Annotated in this window: 16 protein-coding genes; 9 read left to right on the top strand and 7 right to left on the bottom strand. The window is 42.3% G+C overall.

Going from position 1 to position 18493, the window contains the following annotated elements:
* Nucleotides 1-54 precede the first annotated feature (54 nt).
* Complete coding sequence (locus AC5590_RS16430; protein WP_169264614.1) at nucleotides 55-2331, bottom strand: RelA/SpoT family protein; 2277 nt, start codon at nucleotides 2329-2331, stop codon at nucleotides 55-57.
* A gap of 287 nt (nucleotides 2332-2618) precedes the next feature.
* On the opposite strand from AC5590_RS16430, the gene patD reads away from it, so the two are divergent.
* Both patD and AC5590_RS16420 read left to right on the top strand, forming a co-directional pair.
* Nucleotides 2619-2969, top strand: coding sequence for a heterocyst frequency control protein PatD (gene patD / locus AC5590_RS16425; protein ID WP_169264613.1), 351 nt, complete (start codon nucleotides 2619-2621; stop codon nucleotides 2967-2969).
* Between the two features lie 416 nt (nucleotides 2970-3385).
* On the top strand, nucleotides 3386-5065 hold the full coding sequence (locus AC5590_RS16420; protein WP_169264612.1) for a dipeptide ABC transporter ATP-binding protein: 1680 nt from the start codon (nucleotides 3386-3388) through the stop codon (nucleotides 5063-5065).
* Nucleotides 5066-5373: 308 nt separating this feature from the next.
* On the opposite strand, the gene AC5590_RS16415 is transcribed toward AC5590_RS16420, so the two are convergent.
* The 4 genes from AC5590_RS16415 to AC5590_RS16400 all read right to left on the bottom strand — a co-directional run bounded on the left by AC5590_RS16415 (nucleotide 5374) and on the right by AC5590_RS16400 (nucleotide 9012).
* On the bottom strand, nucleotides 5374-6327 hold the full coding sequence (locus AC5590_RS16415) for a hypothetical protein (protein WP_169264611.1): 954 nt from the start codon (nucleotides 6325-6327) through the stop codon (nucleotides 5374-5376).
* A 356-nt stretch (nucleotides 6328-6683) separates the two neighbouring features.
* Nucleotides 6684-7466, bottom strand: coding sequence for a class I SAM-dependent methyltransferase (locus tag AC5590_RS16410; RefSeq protein WP_169264610.1), 783 nt, complete (start codon nucleotides 7464-7466; stop codon nucleotides 6684-6686).
* Nucleotides 7467-7517: 51 nt separating this feature from the next.
* Nucleotides 7518-8162, bottom strand: coding sequence for a Uma2 family endonuclease (locus tag AC5590_RS16405; RefSeq protein ID WP_169264609.1), 645 nt, complete (start codon nucleotides 8160-8162; stop codon nucleotides 7518-7520).
* A 79-nt stretch (nucleotides 8163-8241) separates the two neighbouring features.
* The gene (locus AC5590_RS16400) at nucleotides 8242-9012 is read right to left on the bottom strand and encodes an SDR family NAD(P)-dependent oxidoreductase (protein ID WP_169264608.1); all 771 of its coding nucleotides are present in this window, start codon (nucleotides 9010-9012) and stop codon (nucleotides 8242-8244) included.
* A gap of 312 nt (nucleotides 9013-9324) precedes the next feature.
* Here AC5590_RS16400 and AC5590_RS16395 point away from each other — a divergent pair, with 312 nt between their 5' ends.
* The gene (locus AC5590_RS16395; protein WP_169264607.1) at nucleotides 9325-10074 is read left to right on the top strand and encodes an amino acid ABC transporter ATP-binding protein; all 750 of its coding nucleotides are present in this window, start codon (nucleotides 9325-9327) and stop codon (nucleotides 10072-10074) included.
* Nucleotides 10075-10137: 63 nt separating this feature from the next.
* Here AC5590_RS16395 and AC5590_RS16390 read toward each other — a convergent pair whose 3' ends face one another.
* A complete protein-coding gene (locus AC5590_RS16390) occupies nucleotides 10138-12063 on the bottom strand; it encodes a GTPase family protein (protein ID WP_169264606.1) in 1926 nt (641 codons plus the stop codon).
* Between the two features lie 250 nt (nucleotides 12064-12313).
* Here AC5590_RS16390 and AC5590_RS16385 point away from each other — a divergent pair, with 250 nt between their 5' ends.
* The 6 genes from AC5590_RS16385 (at nucleotide 12314) to AC5590_RS16360 (ending at nucleotide 18134) form a co-directional block, all read left to right on the top strand.
* Entirely contained in the window at nucleotides 12314-12607 is a 294-nt protein-coding gene (locus AC5590_RS16385) for a hypothetical protein (protein WP_169264605.1), read from the top strand.
* 248 nt (nucleotides 12608-12855) lie between these two features.
* Nucleotides 12856-13812 carry a hypothetical protein gene (locus AC5590_RS16380; RefSeq protein WP_169264604.1) on the top strand — a complete coding sequence of 319 codons (957 nt, stop codon included), beginning with the start codon at nucleotides 12856-12858 and terminating at the stop codon, nucleotides 13810-13812.
* Entirely contained in the window at nucleotides 13802-14284 is a 483-nt protein-coding gene (locus AC5590_RS16375; RefSeq protein WP_169264603.1) for a hypothetical protein, read from the top strand. Before AC5590_RS16380 ends, AC5590_RS16375 begins: the two co-directional genes overlap by 11 nt.
* Nucleotides 14285-14532: 248 nt before the next feature.
* Complete coding sequence (locus tag AC5590_RS16370; protein ID WP_169264602.1) at nucleotides 14533-15969, top strand: deoxyribodipyrimidine photo-lyase, 8-HDF type; 1437 nt, start codon at nucleotides 14533-14535, stop codon at nucleotides 15967-15969.
* A gap of 62 nt (nucleotides 15970-16031) precedes the next feature.
* Nucleotides 16032-16886 (top strand): DsbA family protein, encoded by an 855-nt coding sequence (locus tag AC5590_RS16365; RefSeq protein ID WP_169264601.1) that lies wholly within the window; start codon nucleotides 16032-16034, stop codon nucleotides 16884-16886.
* Nucleotides 16887-17576: 690 nt separating this feature from the next.
* Nucleotides 17577-18134, top strand: coding sequence for an HPP family protein (locus AC5590_RS16360; protein WP_169264600.1), 558 nt, complete (start codon nucleotides 17577-17579; stop codon nucleotides 18132-18134).
* A gap of 37 nt (nucleotides 18135-18171) precedes the next feature.
* Here the strand turns inward: AC5590_RS16360 and AC5590_RS16355 are convergent, their stop codons facing one another.
* Nucleotides 18172-18351 (bottom strand): IS1/IS1595 family N-terminal zinc-binding domain-containing protein, encoded by a 180-nt coding sequence (locus AC5590_RS16355; protein WP_417281514.1) that lies wholly within the window; start codon nucleotides 18349-18351, stop codon nucleotides 18172-18174.
* Nucleotides 18352-18493 lie beyond the last annotated feature (142 nt).

The following is an 18493-nucleotide window of genomic DNA, read 5'->3' as shown; positions in this document are numbered from 1 at the left end:
CGATTGACTCGTAATTCGTAATCACTAGAGATTACGAATTATTTATTAATTTCACTATTCTTCAATTTGACCAACACGACGAATGTTGATAATATCGCTTAGTTTTTTGATTTGAGTAAAGATCTGTTCGAGTTGTGGTCGATCGCGTATCTCAATTCCCAAGTCAATCAATGCTGGTTGACTAGTAGCTGTTTTTACCTGAGCATGACGTACGTTGATCCCGTGGTCACTTAAGCGTGAAAGAATATCTTTTAGGATTCCTACGCGATCAAGAGCCTCAATCTGAATATTCACAGGATAAGTCGTAGGACGAGAGTAGATTTCGCCTGGTGAGTTCCAATGGACTGGTACGAGGCGATCGCACTCTACACTCTCTAGATTCTGACATCCCTGGCGATGAATCGAAATGCCTCTACCTCGTGTGACAACACCAATAATCGGTTCTCCAGGAAGAGGAGTACAACACTTAGCTAGATAATGAACTAATCCTTCTACCCCAACTATTGGTGAGTCAGTTGTGCGTGAGGTTCCTGGAGTTGTGTCTCGTAAACCTTTGGTTGTTGAGGCTGATTCTTTCGTAGGAACTGGAGGTGCATCTGTCGCAGGTTGTTGCGCCTTGACAATTTCTCGCCAACGGTTGAGGACTAAATTTAGCGTCACCTCACCATAACCCAAAGCCGCGAGTAAATCTTCCATAGAATGATAGTTACATCGCTCTGCTACTATCTGCATGGGTTGCGACTTAATCAGGTTTTCAACACCTGATCTCCCCAATTCTTTTTCCAACAATTCCCGTCCACGGGCAATATTTTCTTCCCGGCGTGATCGCTTGTACCACTGCCTAATCCGATTTTTCGCCGCCGAAGTTCTGACAAAATTTAACCAATCCAAACTGGGATGACCGTTCTTTTGCGTCAGAATCTCTACAATATCACCATTTTGCAGTCGCGTTGAAAGTGGCACCATCCGCCCATTTACCTTTGCACCAGCACAGTGGTTCCCAACTTCTGTGTGAATGCGATAGGCAAAATCTACGGTTGTGGAACCAGGATTTAAAGCAACCAAATCTCCCTTAGGTGTGAAAACATAAACATCATCTTCAAATAAGTTATCCTTGATGCTTTCCAAATATTCTTGAGCATCCTTGAGGTCATTCTGCCATTCCAGCAGCTGCCGCAACCAGGTAAACTTCTCATCTGATGGAGTCCAGTGGATAATGTTGGACCCTCCTGTTTCTTTATACTTCCAGTGAGCTGCAATTCCATACTCGGCGACGTGGTGCATTTCTATTGTCCTGATTTGCACTTCCAGAGGACGACCCCACGGACCTATAACCCCAGTATGCAATGATTGGTAGCGGTTAGGTTTAGGTAAGCCTATGTAATCCTTGAATCTACCAGGAATTGGACGGCAAACATCATGAACAATCGCTAAAGCACGGTAACATTCCTCATTGCTCTTGACAATGATCCGTAGTGCTGCTAAGTCATAAATTTCGTGAAACTCTTTGTTTTGCCTGTGCATCTTCAGGTAGATGCTGTAGAGGTGCTTCGGACGTCCACTCATGTCGAGACACTTGATCCCCGCTTCCTCTACCCGAGTCCGTAAAGTTTCGGCAATGTTTGTCAATCTCTCTTGCCGCGCCGTTCGTTTTTCAGCGACATACTCCTGAATTTGCCGGTAAGCTTCTGGTTCTAAGTACTTAAAAGCCAGATCTTCGAGTTCCCATTTTATGTGCCAGATCCCCAAGCGATTAGCCAGGGGAGCAAAAATTTCTCGTGTTTCCAAAGCAATTGCGCGGCGTTTTTCATCACGAAGGAATTCCAAAGTCCGCATATTGTGGAGACGATCTGCTAACTTCACCACAATCACTCGGATATCTTGCGCCATAGCCAGAAACATTCTGCGAAAGTTCTCTGCTTGGCTTTCGGTCTTACTTTTAAAATTAATTTTAGAAAGCTTTGTCACACCTTCTACTAAGAGCTGCACTTCTTTTCCAAAGCGCTGTCCAATCTCTTCAATTGTGACATCGGTATCTTCCACTATATCATGGAGAAAGCCTGCTGCTATCATGTCAGCACTGCCGCCTAAGTCTCTCAAAATTCCAGCAACAGCTACAGGATGACAAATGTATGGTTCTCCTGACTTACGGTACTGACCTTCATGTAACTGATAAGCAAATTCAAATGCTTGACGAATTAAAGCCATGTCGCTTTGCCTTCGGCCATCTTCAGTTTCTGTGCCTACTACTGTATATGACCCATTTAGGCAACTTTGTAACCATTCTGGAAGCGTAACATCAATTTTGGAACTAAGTACAGTGCTGCTCATAGAATAAGGGGTGGCTAGGTGATTGATAGTAAAGTCAGAAATTGGATGAACAAACTCTTACTGAGACTTGCACTTTCGTCCTTGTGTGCCGAATACATTCCCCAAGGCTAAGAGTGCAAATTATCCAGTACGAGTGTCTCAAAATCATAAAATCGATAAAATGCCAAATCCAGCCCCAATTTTCATATGAGACAACAGATTCGGTAATAAAATTTAACAAATTTTGGTCTATTTGAAAAGTTTCTTGACATTACCTTGACTTTAATAGTATCTCAAGAAGAACTTAGATGTCTCTAACTCGCGATAAATATCACGCATTGAAGGTTTTGCTGAAACAATTGCATTCGGATGTCATGACTACCAAAGTAGATACATCCGAAATAGCGCAGCGTGTGAAATCCTTGCAACAATTTTTTCAGCAACAGATTGTCCCTTTAGTTAATCTGGACACAAACAGTAACGATGAGGGTCAGTTACAGTCAAATCAGACAGAAATGAGTAAGCAGCTGCGGCTGTTGGAAATAGATGTCATGTTTTTCCAAGGAGCGCGGCAAGCTTCCACTGCCAAAAGTAGGCTTGATGCCATAGGCGATCGCCTGACTACTCTCATCAAATACTGTAATGCCATATTGCAATAAATAGTACCAGAAGTACGAGCCGTAACCTATGAAAAAATGACAAATTAAAATTAAAAATTGAAACTTAAAAATATTGAACTTTTTTTAAACTCTTCTCATGGAAATTTATTGAGATTTTGTAGTCCATTTTACATATTTACTTGGCACAACTTGTTGTAAATTGCGTCATAAGTCAAGAATCCTTGAAATTGGAACTTTTGACTGGTAAAAAACTTCCCACTCACCTAAGCAAAAATAAGTATAAAATATTTATCTAAAAACACAAAAGAAAAGTGAGAAGTGATTTCTCCGTATACTGATTGGAATTCTTGGTGCGTTCTCAGTTATATTGTTGTTCTTAAAAGATACTCTGGTAATAATCCTGACATATGTCATGTCATAACAAAAGCTAATAGCTGATATCTGATAGCGTAATTATGAGTGAAGCCTTATTTTGTATTGAAAATTTGCGAGTCGCTTACCCTCATCGCAGCGACGAAAAAACCCAATGGGCAGTAGATGATGTGTCTTTCATCCTGCAACCAGGGGAAAGAATGGGATTGGTTGGAGAATCAGGCTGCGGTAAGTCAACTCTAGGACGCGCAGCAATGCGGTTACTACCAGCCTCAAGCCAAATTGAGGGACGAGTGACATTTCAAGGGCGTTCCGTGTTTGAGATGACGCCAGAACAGTTGCGTCAATTCCGAGGAGAAGCAGTCGCGCTGATATTTCAAGATCCGATGACGCGCCTTGATCCATTAATGACGATTGGCAATCACTGTTTAGAGACATTAAAAGCTCACTCACCGCAATTGTCCAGCAAACAAGCCAAAGAAAAAGCAATTGCGACTTTAGAAAAGGTTAAAATTCCCGCCAGTCGTTGGAGTCAGTATCCTCACGAGTTTAGCGGTGGAATGCGACAAAGGGTGGCGATCGCCCTAGCCTTGCTTCTCTCCCCCAAGTTAATTGTCGCCGATGAACCCACTACAAGTTTAGATGTCACAGTCTCGGCGCAAATTTTGCAGGAACTCACACGGCTGTGCGGGGAAGAAAACATGGCACTGCTGTTAATTTCTCACGATTTGGCTCTTGTTGCTGAGTATTGCGATCGCATTGGCGTCATGTACAACGGCAAAATGGTTGAAACGGGTTCTTCCCAAACTGTCTTCCAGAATCCCCAACACGAATATACACAGTCTCTCCTCAAAGCAGCTTTGCATATTCAGACAGTTGATGAGAATGAAGTATGGGAGGAGGGAGCAGGGAGCAGAGAGCAGGGAACAAGATTTTCCTCGTCACAAGCTCAATCACCGATTTTGCGCGTCCTAGAATTACAACAACATTACACCTTAGAACCCAACTTTGTAGAGCGATTATTAAAACGGCAAAATCAGACGATTAAAGCGGTGGATGGAATCAACCTAGAACTCTATCCAGGAGAAATTCTGGGATTAGTTGGGGAATCAGGTTGCGGAAAAAGCACACTATCACGAACAATATTGCAACTTATTCGTCCTACAGCAGGTAAAGTCGAGTTTTTGGGACAGGATTTAACAAATTTATCGCGCCAACAAGTTCGTGCGTCTAGGCGGCAAATGCAAATGGTCTTTCAAGATCCCCATGCTTGCTTAAATCCAGCGATGACCGTAGGACAAAGTATAGCTGACCCCTTGCTAATTCACAAGCTAGCCGATGCAGCGAACGCAAAACAACAGGTGCTGTCGATGCTGGAAAAAGTAGGGTTAAAACCACCAGGAGTTTATTATGAACGTTATCCGTCGGATTTATCTGGTGGACAGCAGCAAAGAGTGGCGATCGCGCGTGCTTTAATTACTCGTCCTAAACTGCTCATTTGTGATGAACCAGTGAGTATGTTAGATGCTAGCGTGCAGTCGCAAGTTTTAGATTTGATGCTGGAGTTGAAAGAAGAATTTGAGTTAACGTATTTATTTATCACTCATGACTTGTGGTTAGCGCGTTTTTTGTGCGATCGGATTGCAGTCATGAATAGTGGAAAAATAGTAGAAATTGGTCCCACGAAACAGATTTTTGCCAATCCCCAACATCCTTACACAAAAACACTGCTTGCTGCAGCTCCTCTGTTAGGGCGAGCATAATCCACTACTGATTTATAAGTAACGACTGCTGAGTGTGAATGACTCAGCAGTCAAGAACACCAAAATTTCAATTTTGGTGGTTTCTATCAGGTTCGGTTAATTAGTTATAATTTTCGCTCTAGGAAGAACCCCACACGCCAGTCGCCTCAACGGGGGGGAACCCCCGCACGGCGCTGGCTCCCCTTAATCCCCTCCCCGCGAGTTCGGGGAGGGGAGATTTTGGCGTCAGACAAAACCGGGGTGGGGTTCTTCACTATTTATAAGCAATTAAGCGAACTTGATATTACATCACGCCTTTGAATCCCCCACTAATTGTCCAAGCTGTATTCTGAGTTTTTCAATTTGGGCATTTCTACACTCGAACCATGTAGCTCAGCAAATCTATTAAAAAGCCACATTGTTTCGTGATTAGACTGCCTATGTTTGTTGATTAAACTGCCTATGTTTCTCTGAGCTAATTTTTGTAAATAAGGCAAATCTTCAATCAATGTCAAACAAGAAGCAATATGCAATATAATCTGCAATATGGGTTTTGGCCACTCTAAATCGCTGTAGATATCAATCAAGAAATGATGAGCATTCTCTGTTGATGGGTAGGCATAAAACATAACAGTTATTCTTTTGTTTCTGTAAACTGGAATACTCAGTTCTACAGTATATGGAGTGTGCAGTATTAAATCCACCTCAACGATTGGCTGTCTCCAAATTCTTAAAAGATTAACTGGAGACTCTAAGAGAGTTTGAAATGTGATAATTCCACCAAGAGATGTGGATTGGATATTGCTAACTTGAAGGATTCTCAAGTTATTCAGACTGAATTTATGAATAGTTTCCAAATGTTTTAAATTTAACAGATGGTAAATTTGGCAGACATAGGGAAACGGTAAAATATATTCCTGGCTAATGATATGTCGCTTTCTTAAGTCAAAATTGTTGACTCTCGTCGGACGTAGATAAAATTGCTCTAAATAATTTTGAACACTATCTACATCATTAAGATCAAAGCTCTGCTCTGGTTTTAAAAACAGCCAACTCAAGAAAAAGAATGAAGCTGTGAATATTTGTATGATTTCTACTACAGACAAATATCCATCAGCCAAGGCAGTGATACTTCTATCACTAATCCCAAAAAGAAAAGAAGGTATCCCAAAGAACCAGATTCCATTTTTTAGCCTTAATATAAAGAAGGCAACATCTATTTGTATGGAATGATGGTTTTGATTGGTATTACTACCGTTATCTTGAACAAGATTAACAGACATAGGATTTCTAAAACTGACGATTCACTATATAGGGAGAGATAATACCAGTTAAAAAAAGAATGTAACAAATCAAGCAAAAACCCCTCCCTAACCCTATCCAATAGTTGCGAAGAGTGCGCTTTCTTCGCGGGTGGGGCATCTGTCGCAAACATTTTTTAAAATGGTATAACTCTGGTGTTCTTTATAGGCTATTAAACGCTAATATAACTTACATCATTCTTAAGTTGCAAATCTTAACACTGATATTTTGTCTCAATTTAAGGAAGATTGAATTTTTGTTTCCAGGGATACAATAAAAGTCATCTTTAATCGATTTATACTTTCGTTTTTAATCAGATAAGTCTATTCAAGCTACATCATAATTTAACTGCAATAACTCGAATACGTTTATAATCTGCGCTCCAGGTATTGTTTTTGTAAAAACTTGGACGCAACTGATTTTCAATATCGATAATGGTATTTATATGAGCATCAGTAGATAATCCATTAAAGAAGCTATTTGCAAACATTTTGAGCCAGTTTTGCAAACCCTGTTCGCCATCCTCCAAAGGTGTGAGACGTTCAAAAAGAGTTGCATAAGTTAACTCAAAACCATGTTTTTCTAACAAGCTTCCATATTCACCAATGCTAGGAAAGTACCAAGGATTTAATGCTGTATCAGTGGAATAACCAGCTTTTTGTAAGGCGTTATAAATAGCACTAACAATAGCGTTTACATTCCCCTTACCACCAAATTCAGCTACAAATCGCCCACCAGGTTTCAATGCCTTATTTATACCAACAACGACTTCTTCTGCTTCTTTAATCCAATGAAGTGCGGCATTAGAGAAAATACTATCAAATTTTTCTGTATATGGTAAATTTATGGCATCTACCACATCAAAATCTAGCTGAGGATAGTTCTTACGAGCTTGTTCTATCATTGTAGGAGCGCTATCGATACCCATCACTTCTGCTCCACTACTCGCAATTTTATGAGTTAAATGACCTGTTCCACAACCTAAGTCGAGAATACATTCTCCTGGTTTTGGAGATAGTAATTCTACTAAATTCGCAACAAGTTCAGAGATAAAAGAATGCTTACTATCGTAGAGTTCTGCATTCCACTGATTTTTAAAATCAGCTGCTGTGCTGTCCATAAAAATACACTGCCATGAAAATTTGAGTAGGATGTATATATTTGCAAAGGCTTAGATACGAGAACGCACCCATGATCTGAATTCTTTCATTCTAGCGTTTTCTCCTTTTTGAGAATCTAGCTGTATAAATTGCACTAATTCTTTGACAGGAAATGAGCCAAAGGCCAAACTTGTTTCAGATTCGATGTAACCAACCTCTGTCAAAATATGAATTGTTAGTTGACCATTAGCGAAACGCCAAACTTCCGGCACTTTCAGTTCAGCATAAACAGCCATCTTATCAATTGCTGAATGAGTTATATCAATCTCAAGCGCCAAGTCAGGCGGTGGATCAACTGTGAGGTCAATTTTTATTCTTCCTCGCATCACAGCTTCATTTTGAATATAAAAACATTCATCTGCTTCTTTACCAGCAGCCTTTGGTTTGGAACGCCAAGTTGTCGATTTCAACCCCAAAATTTCTAGTCCAAGTTCTTCACACAGAATAATGATTAGCCGTCCGAAAGTCCAACCATACCTTTCATGTTCTGGTAAAGGCGTCATCAGTTCTAGAGTTCCTTGATAGTAAGTCATGCGGGGTATTGGACGTTGGGCAAAAATTTCCAACAGCTGCTCGTACATCTCCCAATTGACGTTATATAGAACCAGATGAGAACCTTCAATTGGTGGTTTGCTTGGGGTTAAGGTTTGAGTCATGTTTCACGCTTTGCGCTCATCTAAAGACAAATATAGTACAAATGCACGCTTCTCGCTTCTGCTTCACGATATATTACAGCTATATAGCAGTATACCCACCATCTACAAAAAGTACAGTGCCTGTTAAGTATGACGATGCATCTGATGCTAAAAACACAACCGGACCAATCAGTTCTTCTGGTTTACCACGACGAGCCATTGGTGTAAATGTAACAATCTGCTGCTGTTTTTCTGGTTGGGTGTGTTCTACATTAGCCCCACTCATGATATTTTCAAAATAACCAGGAGCGATTGCATTAACACGAATATTCTTCGATGCCCATTCTACTGCCATGACACGAGTGAGTTGATTGATTCCTGCTTTTGCTGCACTGTAGGCAACAAGTCCTTTAATACCAATAACAGATGCTATTGATGAAATGTTGATAATTGAACCACCATTACCTTGTTCCATCATTTGGATTGCAGCAAGCCCAGAACAATTGAAACATCCTTTAAGATTGATATCTATAATTTGATCCCACTCATGTTCTTGCAAAGCTTCGGCTGGTTTAATAATGTCAATGCCTGCATTATTTACGAGGACATCAACCCGTCCAAATTCTTTGACTGTGAATTTGATTAAGTCAATGCAGCTTTGACGTACAGAGATATCAACATAAGTCGCAGCAGCAGTACCAGTAGTATTGATTTCCTCAGCAGTTTGTTGGGCTTGTTCTATGTTGCAATCGCCTACAACGACTTTTGCACCGAATTCAGCTAAACCTTTAGCCATACATTTTCCTAAACCTCTCCCTGAACCCGTGACAATGACAACTTTCTCTTTGAGGTTAAATAGATTGGTATTCATAAGTCTTAGCTTTAAACGCTGACAAGATTGTTGTACCTCTGTTTTGTCACTTTCAACAGAAAATCATTCAAAACCCTTATTTTTACGTACTTTTGCAACAATAGTGGTTAAATGACATACAACAGAGTTCAGGCTACCCCTGCTTTGATTTTGCTCAGAGTGACAAAACAAAAGTAGCTAGTACCTTAGAGTAGAAGAAATAACGCTACCCTTCGGGTGCTTCTAACAGAAGAGTAGGTTGGTGTCTTTACTAATTAATTCCCCTTACCCCTTTACACCCTTACCCCCTTACACTCCTTTTTGTTGACAGTCATGAAATTGAACAAAAATTCCAATGTTGCAGTTAAAGTCGAACAACTGCATAAATCCTTTGGAAACCTCAAGATTTTGAAAGGAATCTCTACTGAGATAAGACAAGGACAAGTTGTAGCTATTGTTGGTCCTTCTGGCTCGGGTAAATCAACTTTTTTGCGTTGCATGAACTTACTTGAAGTTCCGACTGCTGGGAAGATTTACATTAATGGAGTTGATATTACTGCTCCAAAAACTAACATCATGAAGATTCGTGAGAATATCGGCATGGTGTTTCAACACTTCCATCTGTTTCCTCACATGACGACGCTAAAAAATGTTACGTATGCGCCAAAAAAAGTAAAGCAAGTTCCTGGAGTAAAGGCGGAAGAAGAAGGGTTAAAACTGTTAGAAAAGGTTGGTTTAAAGGAAAAGGCGGATGTTTATCCCTCTAAGTTATCGGGAGGGCAAAAACAGCGGGTGGCGATCGCACGAGCCTTAGCAATGAAGCCAGAAATAATGTTGTTTGATGAACCCACCTCCGCTCTTGATCCAGAAATGGTGAAAGAGGTGTTGGAAGTCATCAAAGCTCTTACCCAAACAGGGATTACGATGGCTATTGTCACCCATGAAATGGGTTTCGCGCGGGAAGTTGCTGACAGAATTTTATTTTTAAATGAGGGATACTTGGTCGAAGATGCCCCACCTAAAGAGTTCTTTTCCCACCCTAAGAACGAGCGTGCCCAGCAGTTTTTGGAAAAGATGCTGTGATAATAGCAGGGAACACTTCGACAAGCTCCCTGTTCCCTGCCCTGACTTTGTCAATTCACCAAATCAAACCGGATTTTTATAGTACTCAAACCGATCGCGCAGTTGTTCAACTGTCAAATTCCTCGTCCAATACTCTACCAAAGCGTGGCCAAAAGCCCAAGCGTTGCGATCTGGTGTAGCGGAGTTTTCTAGCAACAGTGGCCAGAGGGAGACCAGGTCAAACTTGAGTGTGTTAGAATTACCAGGATTCAAGAGCGAAAAAAGGTCATATGCCATCTGTAGCTTACCAATGACAATGGGCGTTTGTTCCACTGGAATTTTATCTCCAAGCACATATGCCAAACTAGGCGCTCCGGTTGATAAAGTGGAAAGAAACAGAAGCACAGGACTTTTGAGCAGTGCAGCCAGTCCTTGAGTTGTTGTCATTTGGAAGGTGTAATGTTCGATGATTTTGGCTGCTGCGACGCTACGGCTTTCTTGATCGCGCAAAAAACGGGCAAGACGCAGTTGCTTGGCTGGTGCGATCGCCTCCATCAATCCCAACGATAGCGCCTCTACTCCCCAAGCCGTTCGATTCGCTTTAATATCACTTGTCACCACAGGTAAAACTAGATTGCAAAACTCTCTGAGAGTTTCAGCACGATACTCGATCGCTTGGCGAATCGCAATTTCCTTGGGGCGATCGCCCGATTCCCAATCATAGGGAGGATTCCACTCACGTATAGGACGCAGACGATCCACTTGAGTCACAATCGAAATTGTCGGTAAGTCTGTAATCTCCGCCTTCATATCTGTGAGGAAGTCCACATCCATTTGTAGGGCAGGATCAAGAGCAGGGGTAACTAACAGTAGCAAGTCGGCATTTTTAGCATAATCCAGCACTTGCTGACGGAAATCTCCACGGTTGACTTGTTCAAAACCTGGTGTATCCCAAAGCGTCAGCGCTTCTCCGGTTTGGCTTTGCCAGTGATAATTCTGGATCTTATCAGTACTGGGTAACACATCAACGGCTGCTCGCTCTGCCTGAAATAAGGTGTTAATCAGGCTGCTTTTCCCGGAACCTGTTCGCCCCACCAACAGGATATTAACAGGTTTTTGCTGAACTGCAACGGCGGGTTGTGCTTGGGCAAGGATGTCTCGGAGTGTTTGGGTTTTCGCCTGAGGTGGAGTTGGTGTGGAAACGGGGGATTCTGAAATTGGGAGTTTGGTGCCACTGTAGAGGGCGATCGCCTGCCCTGATAAGTTCCTCAAAGCAGCTTGCCGTAGTAACTGGCTAAAATTCACCAGCAGTTGTTCAGTTGCCCGGTTACTAGAACGCTTACTCGCAAGTTTCGCCACCGCCGCCACAGGATTCAATAGCCACTGTGCCCAGTTCAAAGCTTGCAAAAGTTTACGAGCAGATGGCTCCAGTTTCTGGTATACTTCGTATGCTTCGTATGCTTGCCCAACACTCACCTGATTGAGCACGGGTGATAACTTTTGCATCCATTGGTCGAGGTCATCCACTGTTCCCCGAATCAACGCGTAAGCTTGGGGAATGTAAATGTTGAGCAGGGGATACTTGACTTCAGGATAGTAGATCTGGGCGATCGCAGTCACAAGTTCCTGACACCGCTGCCAAAAAGTTAGCCAGTCTTCCCAAATTGGGCGATCGTCCTGTGATTTTTTGAGGATGTCTTGCAGTAGAACTTCTGCTCGATTCGCGGCGTCACTTCCCGCTGGTAATACTGTTGTCTCGTCTGATGTATTGTCTGAAAAGTTCAGTTCTTTGGTGACTTGTGCGACAACGGCTTCCATTTGCCCTACGGCAGGTTGAGTCCATCGAACCAGTAGCCAACGCCAGCCAACGAAGACGAGGATAAACACGCCCCAGATCCAATTAATGCGCCACTCGTGGATTTGCAACCCTGCGGATATTAGCAAAAAACTGATGATTGTTACCAGCGGTAGTGCTAAGACGATCCACTGCCATACTTTTAACCGTATCATTGCCCCCTGCCTGTTTTGATGCAACTGCTTTTATCACTAAGGTAGCGGATACAGCTCGCACTCAGCTGAATAGAATATGAGAGAGGCAATCAGCCTGACTAAAAATAAAAGTACCAGCATTTTGCTGGACTTGTTATGAGTCGTCAGTTCTCCAGCTGATGTCAGTTGTTGTAATAGTTAGATCTCTCAAAGCAGTGGCTAATCCGCGAGCAGTTTCTACACCCGCACATATACCTTTTATAGAGGAAAAATGATTGATTCGCAAGAACAAAAGCCATCTTATCCAAAACCTTACAAGCCAAAAATACAAGAACCAAGACCACAATCGTGTCAGCACATCAAAATCTTGGATTGCAACAAGCCAATCAGCCGCGTCTTCTTTGAATGCTACCACTGTCGTCAGGGTTTGTTAACTGAATGCAAGGGAGAGTCTGCGGTACAAGAGTTTAAGGTGCCTTGTCCGACTTGCGGCAAAACTGCTATCTATCTGATGACGGGTGAAATAGTTTCAACAACGGCAATTCCCTCACCCTGGGATAGATAACGGAGCCACTCGCTAGCCCCGGAGGGGGCGCTGCGCAAACGCTTCTATTCAAAATTCAAAATTCAAAAACAAGATTTTGAATTTTGAATTCCCCAAGCATTTTTACTTATTCAAACCTGAGTTCGACTTAACTCGTCCCCCAGCTATAAAACTGTCACTGCCAAAGTTTTTGAGATAAATACTTAACCATTTCCGTAAACCCTCTAGCCAAGATTGTAGTACTAGTCTGGGACAAGACGGATACTCTAATGGTTTTCAATATAACAGCATTTACCTTCTTCAACGCCTACGCAAACACTAAGCATCGAATTCGTATTTATTCAGTAGAAAGAAGCAGCAAGATAGTCCTAGAAGATATAGTTATTGCTTTACTGACTCAGCCAGACGGTGATAGCAGCGCAGAACTTGATGAAGCAAAGCGCACTACCAAAGATTTGATAGAACTAGCCGGAATAGAACCTATCAAGGTTAATGATGGGATTCACTTGGCAACCGTTGACCAGATGGAAGATTTTTATGATTACTGCGACAGCCTTGGGAACTATGGTGTCCCTACCGTCTATGAAAGTCTTGGACACTGGTGGGTTGGAATTCGGGAGTTAATGGAGAATAAGCAAGCTCACATGGGAACCGTGGTAGCCCGTCTTCCTATGTGGGGAAAAGAGCAGGAGAGGGCACGGCAGTTATTTGGAGAAAACTATCGGACAGAGCAACCTGTAAAAGTCTTGATAGCACAGTATTGCAACTTAAGCGTTAACTGGATAATTGAAGCTATTAGAGACAAGATAAAAACGAGAGTGTCTCACGTTTACCGCGACACAACTGGCGAAGTTCCTGGGAAGATTACGCGCGTTGCTAACTCAGTTGAAACTGCCCCCGCTGCCAAATCTTCTCCCAATGCTTACACGCCTGAGTTTTTTGTTACACAGATGCCTGCGATAGCTGAAAAATTAAATTCACTCAGCGAATTTATTGAAAAATGCAGGGATAACAGTAACATCAAAGATCAGATCGCGAAGGACGAGCGAAGAGTCCAACAAATGAGGTTAGAAGGCAAGACAGATGATGAAATTATTGAAGCCATCTGGCAAGTCACGCCATCATCCCATTTAATAGAGTTAGAGTCAGAAGGTGAACGTCGCAACTATCAGTACGACATACTAAAAGCATTTGTTGCGACCTGTGGAGGACGCAATGTTGCCTAAGGGGGATGTCGATAAGATAGTTGAAATGCTGGAATCTAAAGGGTTTGTGCCGAAAACGCGATCCTGGGGAGGCGAAACCAATATAGTAGGAAAGGGAGCAGGTTGCTACACTTTCACCGTTCGACAGAGTAAAGATAATCCAAGTCTTTTTTATGCCAACCTCAAGAAAGATGATTTGGTATTCAGCAGGGAGAATGCGGACTGGAATGAGTTATCTGGAGCCATCAATTACGCTGTTAGCATAATTCAAGAAAACCTTGGAATTCAAACAGTAACTCAAGAAGTTAAACCTGAGGTCGTTCCTAAAGTTCTTCCCATCGCCAAAACTGAGTATAAGGCCAGCGGTTTTAAGCAGAGTTGGGTACTTGTTCTTACTAGTGGCGTAGCGATCGCCTCAATAGCCTTTGGTGTAGTAGCTCAGAGCAAGCAGTGCTTACTGCAACCAGTCAATGGGTTGCAACAGCAACGGTAACAACTGAATACAAGAAGAATCAAAAGTGAATTTGAGATCGCTTCTCAAATTTACCTTTGAGAGTCTTAAATTGTTTGGAAATCAATTTACAGCCATTTTCAGGTAAATAGACCACAGTGATTGAACCAACAATCATGCATCATCTTCAATAATGTAATTTACCGCAAGAGCTATAAATTCCCCTTATTTTTTGACTTTTGACTTGTGTTGACTTTAAGCTAGTACAGAAGAACTATCCAAAGGATGGAATGTCTGACTTAATTTTATTTTGGCATCGCCGCGATTTACGTATTTCTGACAATACAGGGCTTGCTACTGCGAGAAAGCAAAGTCCAAAGGTGGTGGGTGTGTTTTGCCTCGATCCAAATATTTTGGAACGAGATGATATTGCCCCGGCAAGAGTGACTTACATGATTGGTAGTTTACAGTCACTACAGAAGCGATATGCTCAAGCAGGTAGCCAGTTATTGATTCTTCACGCTGAACCGACTCAAGCGATTCCAAAACTGGCGATCGCTCTGAAGGCAAAGGCTGTATTTTGGAATTGGGATGTAGAACCGTATTCTCAAGAACGCGATCGCACGATTATCGAAGCACTCAAAGAAAAAGGTATCCAGTTTCTGGAAAAAAACTGGGATCAAATCTTACACTCACCAGATGATATTCGTACTGGTTCCCAGCAACCTTACACCGTTTACACTCCCTTTTGGAAGAATTGGAGTAGCAAACCGAAAGCTAAGCCTGTAGAAACTTTGGAAAATGCCGAAGGATTGACAAAAGCCGAAAAAGAAATTGCCGAAGCTTCAGGAGTTATAGAATTACCCTCAGCCAAAGATTTAGGTTTTCATTGGGATGGAGAATTAGTTATAACGCCAGGGGAGGCGGCGGCGCAAGAACGATTAGAGGAGTTTTGCGCCAGTGCGGTTAATGAATATCAAGAACAGCGCAATTTTCCAGCAGTTGAAGGTACATCTAAATTGAGTGCTGCTTTGAAATTTGGTGTCATTGGTATTCGCACTGTTTGGCAAGCCACTTTAGAAGCGCTAGAAAATAGTCGCAGTGACGAAACAGCAACCAACATCCGTACATGGCAACAGGAACTAGCATGGCGGGAGTTTTATCAACACGCAATGTATAACTTCCCGCAATTAGCAGAGGGTGCTTTCCGCGATCCTTTCAAAAACTTTCCCTGGGAAAATAACGAAGAATATTTTCAAGCTTGGTGCGAGGGTAGAACTGGCTATCCCATCGTTGATGCAGCAATGCGCCAGCTAAATGAACTGGGTTGGATGCATAACCGCTGTCGGATGATTGTCGCGAGTTTCTTAACCAAAGACTTGCTGATTAATTTCCAGTGGGGAGAAAAATACTTTATGCAGAAGCTGATTGATGGTGATTTATCTGCTAATAATGGGGGTTGGCAATGGAGTGCTTCTAGTGGTATGGATCCCAAACCTTTGCGAATTTTTAATCCTGCGAGTCAGTCGCAAAAGTTTGACTTTGAGGGTGAGTACATTAGGCAATGGGTTCCCGAATTGCGATCTATGGATGCAGAGTATTTGGTAACTGGAAAAATTTCTCCTTTGGAACGTCATGCTGTTGGTTATCCAGATCCAATTGTGGATCATAATAAACAGCAACGACTGTTTAAAGAGCGTTATCAACAGCAAAAAAGTCAGACATAAGTTTGACATATATTGATGAAGTACCATTCCGCCTTCTTCACAGATTAAGATAGCGCTGCTTTATGAATATATGGTCTAATTTCTGTCATTCGCGCTTTCTGCGCCAAGCTGTACGAGCAGGATTAGCGCTATGCATAGTATGGTTGAGTTTGTCAACCCCTGTGCAAGCTGCCACAAATACTAGTCAAGTCAACAGCAATAATCTTATTAATCCAAAATTGGAAGCCGAAGTTTTGCAGATTATCCACAATCACCCAGAGGTGGTTGTAGAAGCTTTGCAAGCGTTCCAGCAACAACAACAAAAGCAGCAACAACAAGCCAAGCAGTCAGTTTTGCAGGAGATAAAGACAAATCCCAACAAAATCATTGGTGAATCTCCGACTACTGGCGCAACTGAACCAAAGATTCTGCTGATAGAGTTCTCAGATTTTCAATGTCCTTATTGTGCCAAAGCTCATAAGACGTTGAAGCAGTTTATGGCTCGTCATCAAGATGAAGTTACGTTGGTGTACAAACATTTTCCCCTAATCTCAATTCATTCTGAAGCAATGCCCGCTGCTAAAGCCGCTTGGGCGGCTCAACAGCAAGGAAAGTTTTGGCAGTACCAAGATGCTTTGTTTTCAAGCCAAGGTAAATTAGGGGAGAAATTGTATGTTGCGATCGCCAAAAAACTGAATTTGGATCTCGAACAGTTTAACCAACAGCGCAGTGGAAATGCAGCCGATGCTGTGATTCAAAAGGACATAGAGACGGCGATGAGACTGGGAATTCAGGGTACTCCTTTCTTTGTCATGAATGAGGAGACATTTGATGGTGCTGTTGAGCTATCTGATATTGAGAGGATACTAGCAAAGAACAGTAAAAAAAATCTTAGTAACTTAGATCTTGCACCTCGACCTGAGTACGCCTTGAACTGAAGTTCAAGGCTTATAGCCAAAGTCCGTTAAAACGGACTCAAACGCATATCCAGTAAGCTTTAGCTTACAGTAGCTCTGAGGCAAGAAATTTATTTCTTGGCGAACAAGAATTATGGTGCAAGATCTAAGGTAAGAGGTGTTCAACAGTTTTTACCCATGCTGGAGGACGCCCTCCTTCCAGTCGGGCTGAGCCTTCGGCACGCTACGTTGACGAGCTTGAACTACATATAACTACATAGTACTACGTTGACGGTGTAGACGCTAAGCATTTTTGCTTAATGCTGCCGGACAACATCAAAAGTCCGCTTTTGTATTAAAAACGTACTACTCGGTCTTTTCTGATCTGATTGCGAATTTTGGGAGCTTGTTGCACCTTACCCCCCCCGAATATATATAAAATACTTAAAAATGAAGGAAAAATACCGTAACAAAAAGTACTTATTAGCTTTCTTCGTACGGGTATAGGAATTGCCGCGCTGAAACAGTGTAGTATGTGCTTCTATTCACCACAATCTTTATCGGTTAATGGGTAATTGCTTGAGTTTTTGAAACACCCTCTAAAATCGCCAGCAAGGCTCTTTAAAATCTGTATATTTGGATCCATTTCGCGACTTTCCTGAAAAATGTCATGATATTCTAACTTTAGCAAAGCACTCATTTCATGAAATCGCAAAGGTCATTGGGTAGTTTATGCTCGACTATAAGAAAGCTCGGTTGAAATGGAAAAGTTACTGGTTTAAAACACTTGGCAGATGGCGCTCCTGTCCTTTAACCTGTTCGGTCGATCGCCCGCATCATCGGCACGTTTTCTGGAGCTGGTTTGGTAGTTTTATCGCGATCACCGTAACCTCTTACCTTACCGTGAAAACGAACTCTCCGCTGCTGATGGCCCCGTTTGGTGCGACAAGCGTCTTGATCTTTGGTGTCCCTGATAGCCCATTGGCTCAACCGCGTAATGTCATCGGTGGCAATCTTTTAGCGGCTCTCGTAAGTCTGATAATTCTGCATTTTCTCGGTTCTTCTCCCTTGTCAATGGGACTGGCTGTTTCGACTGCGATCGGGGTCATGCAACTTACCGGAACGGTACATCCCCCATCGGGAGCCGTTGCATTAGTAGTCATGATGACCCAACCCAATTGGCAATTCCTGCTGACACCTGCCTTAGAAGGCTCGATGATTTTAGTGCTGTGCGCTGTGATTTTCAATAACTTAGCTGAAGAAAGAACGTATCCAAAACATTGGCTGTAGTGTTATCTTTAACAAAGTAAAAACTTCAAAATCGCTACTACAAAATTGAAGCTATCGCTGCCAAAGATAAACGTTCGAGCAAGAGCTTATCGATTAACTCACGTTTCGAGTTGTCAACTGGTTGTCGGGTTGGATTTTCAACAAATTGTCGTCCACAATTTTGGCATTTGAACCGTTGTTTCTCATAGTGAGTGCGTCCATTTTGAACATTGCTGATGCCGCGCCTGTTTCATCCCGTTACAATTTACTGTAACGAGTTTTTGTCTATCGTAAACAGTGAACAGTCAACAGTGAACAGCGGAGTCAGTGAACAGTGAGTCCAGTGCTTGATGAGGGTTTCCCGACAGAGGCATCTGGCG

The sequence above is a fragment of the Brasilonema octagenarum UFV-OR1 genome, from assembly GCF_963888615.1.
Lineage (GTDB): Bacteria > Cyanobacteriota > Cyanobacteriia > Cyanobacteriales > Nostocaceae > Brasilonema > Brasilonema sennae.
Note: the sequence above shows the minus strand (reverse complement) of the source record. Positions and strands in the feature narration are given on the sequence as shown.

Bases quoted from the DNA above. Each gene is read 5' to 3' on its own strand.
- AC5590_RS16430 (WP_169264614.1), bottom strand. From the start codon at position 2,331: ATGAGCAGCACTGTACTTAGTTCCAAAATTGATGTTACGCTTCCAGAA.
- patD (WP_169264613.1), top strand. From the start codon at position 2,619: ATGTCTCTAACTCGCGATAAATATCACGCATTGAAGGTTTTGCTGAAA.
- AC5590_RS16420 (WP_169264612.1), top strand. From the start codon at position 3,386: ATGAGTGAAGCCTTATTTTGTATTGAAAATTTGCGAGTCGCTTACCCT.
- AC5590_RS16415 (WP_169264611.1), bottom strand. From the start codon at position 6,327: ATGTCTGTTAATCTTGTTCAAGATAACGGTAGTAATACCAATCAAAAC.
- AC5590_RS16410 (WP_169264610.1), bottom strand. From the start codon at position 7,466: ATGGACAGCACAGCAGCTGATTTTAAAAATCAGTGGAATGCAGAACTC.
- AC5590_RS16405 (WP_169264609.1), bottom strand. From the start codon at position 8,162: ATGACTCAAACCTTAACCCCAAGCAAACCACCAATTGAAGGTTCTCAT.
- AC5590_RS16400 (WP_169264608.1), bottom strand. From the start codon at position 9,012: ATGAATACCAATCTATTTAACCTCAAAGAGAAAGTTGTCATTGTCACG.
- AC5590_RS16395 (WP_169264607.1), top strand. From the start codon at position 9,325: ATGAAATTGAACAAAAATTCCAATGTTGCAGTTAAAGTCGAACAACTG.
- AC5590_RS16390 (WP_169264606.1), bottom strand. From the start codon at position 12,063: ATGATACGGTTAAAAGTATGGCAGTGGATCGTCTTAGCACTACCGCTG.
- AC5590_RS16385 (WP_169264605.1), top strand. From the start codon at position 12,314: ATGATTGATTCGCAAGAACAAAAGCCATCTTATCCAAAACCTTACAAG.
- AC5590_RS16380 (WP_169264604.1), top strand. From the start codon at position 12,856: ATGGTTTTCAATATAACAGCATTTACCTTCTTCAACGCCTACGCAAAC.
- AC5590_RS16375 (WP_169264603.1), top strand. From the start codon at position 13,802: ATGTTGCCTAAGGGGGATGTCGATAAGATAGTTGAAATGCTGGAATCT.
- AC5590_RS16370 (WP_169264602.1), top strand. From the start codon at position 14,533: ATGTCTGACTTAATTTTATTTTGGCATCGCCGCGATTTACGTATTTCT.
- AC5590_RS16365 (WP_169264601.1), top strand. From the start codon at position 16,032: ATGAATATATGGTCTAATTTCTGTCATTCGCGCTTTCTGCGCCAAGCT.
- AC5590_RS16360 (WP_169264600.1), top strand. From the start codon at position 17,577: ATGCTCGACTATAAGAAAGCTCGGTTGAAATGGAAAAGTTACTGGTTT.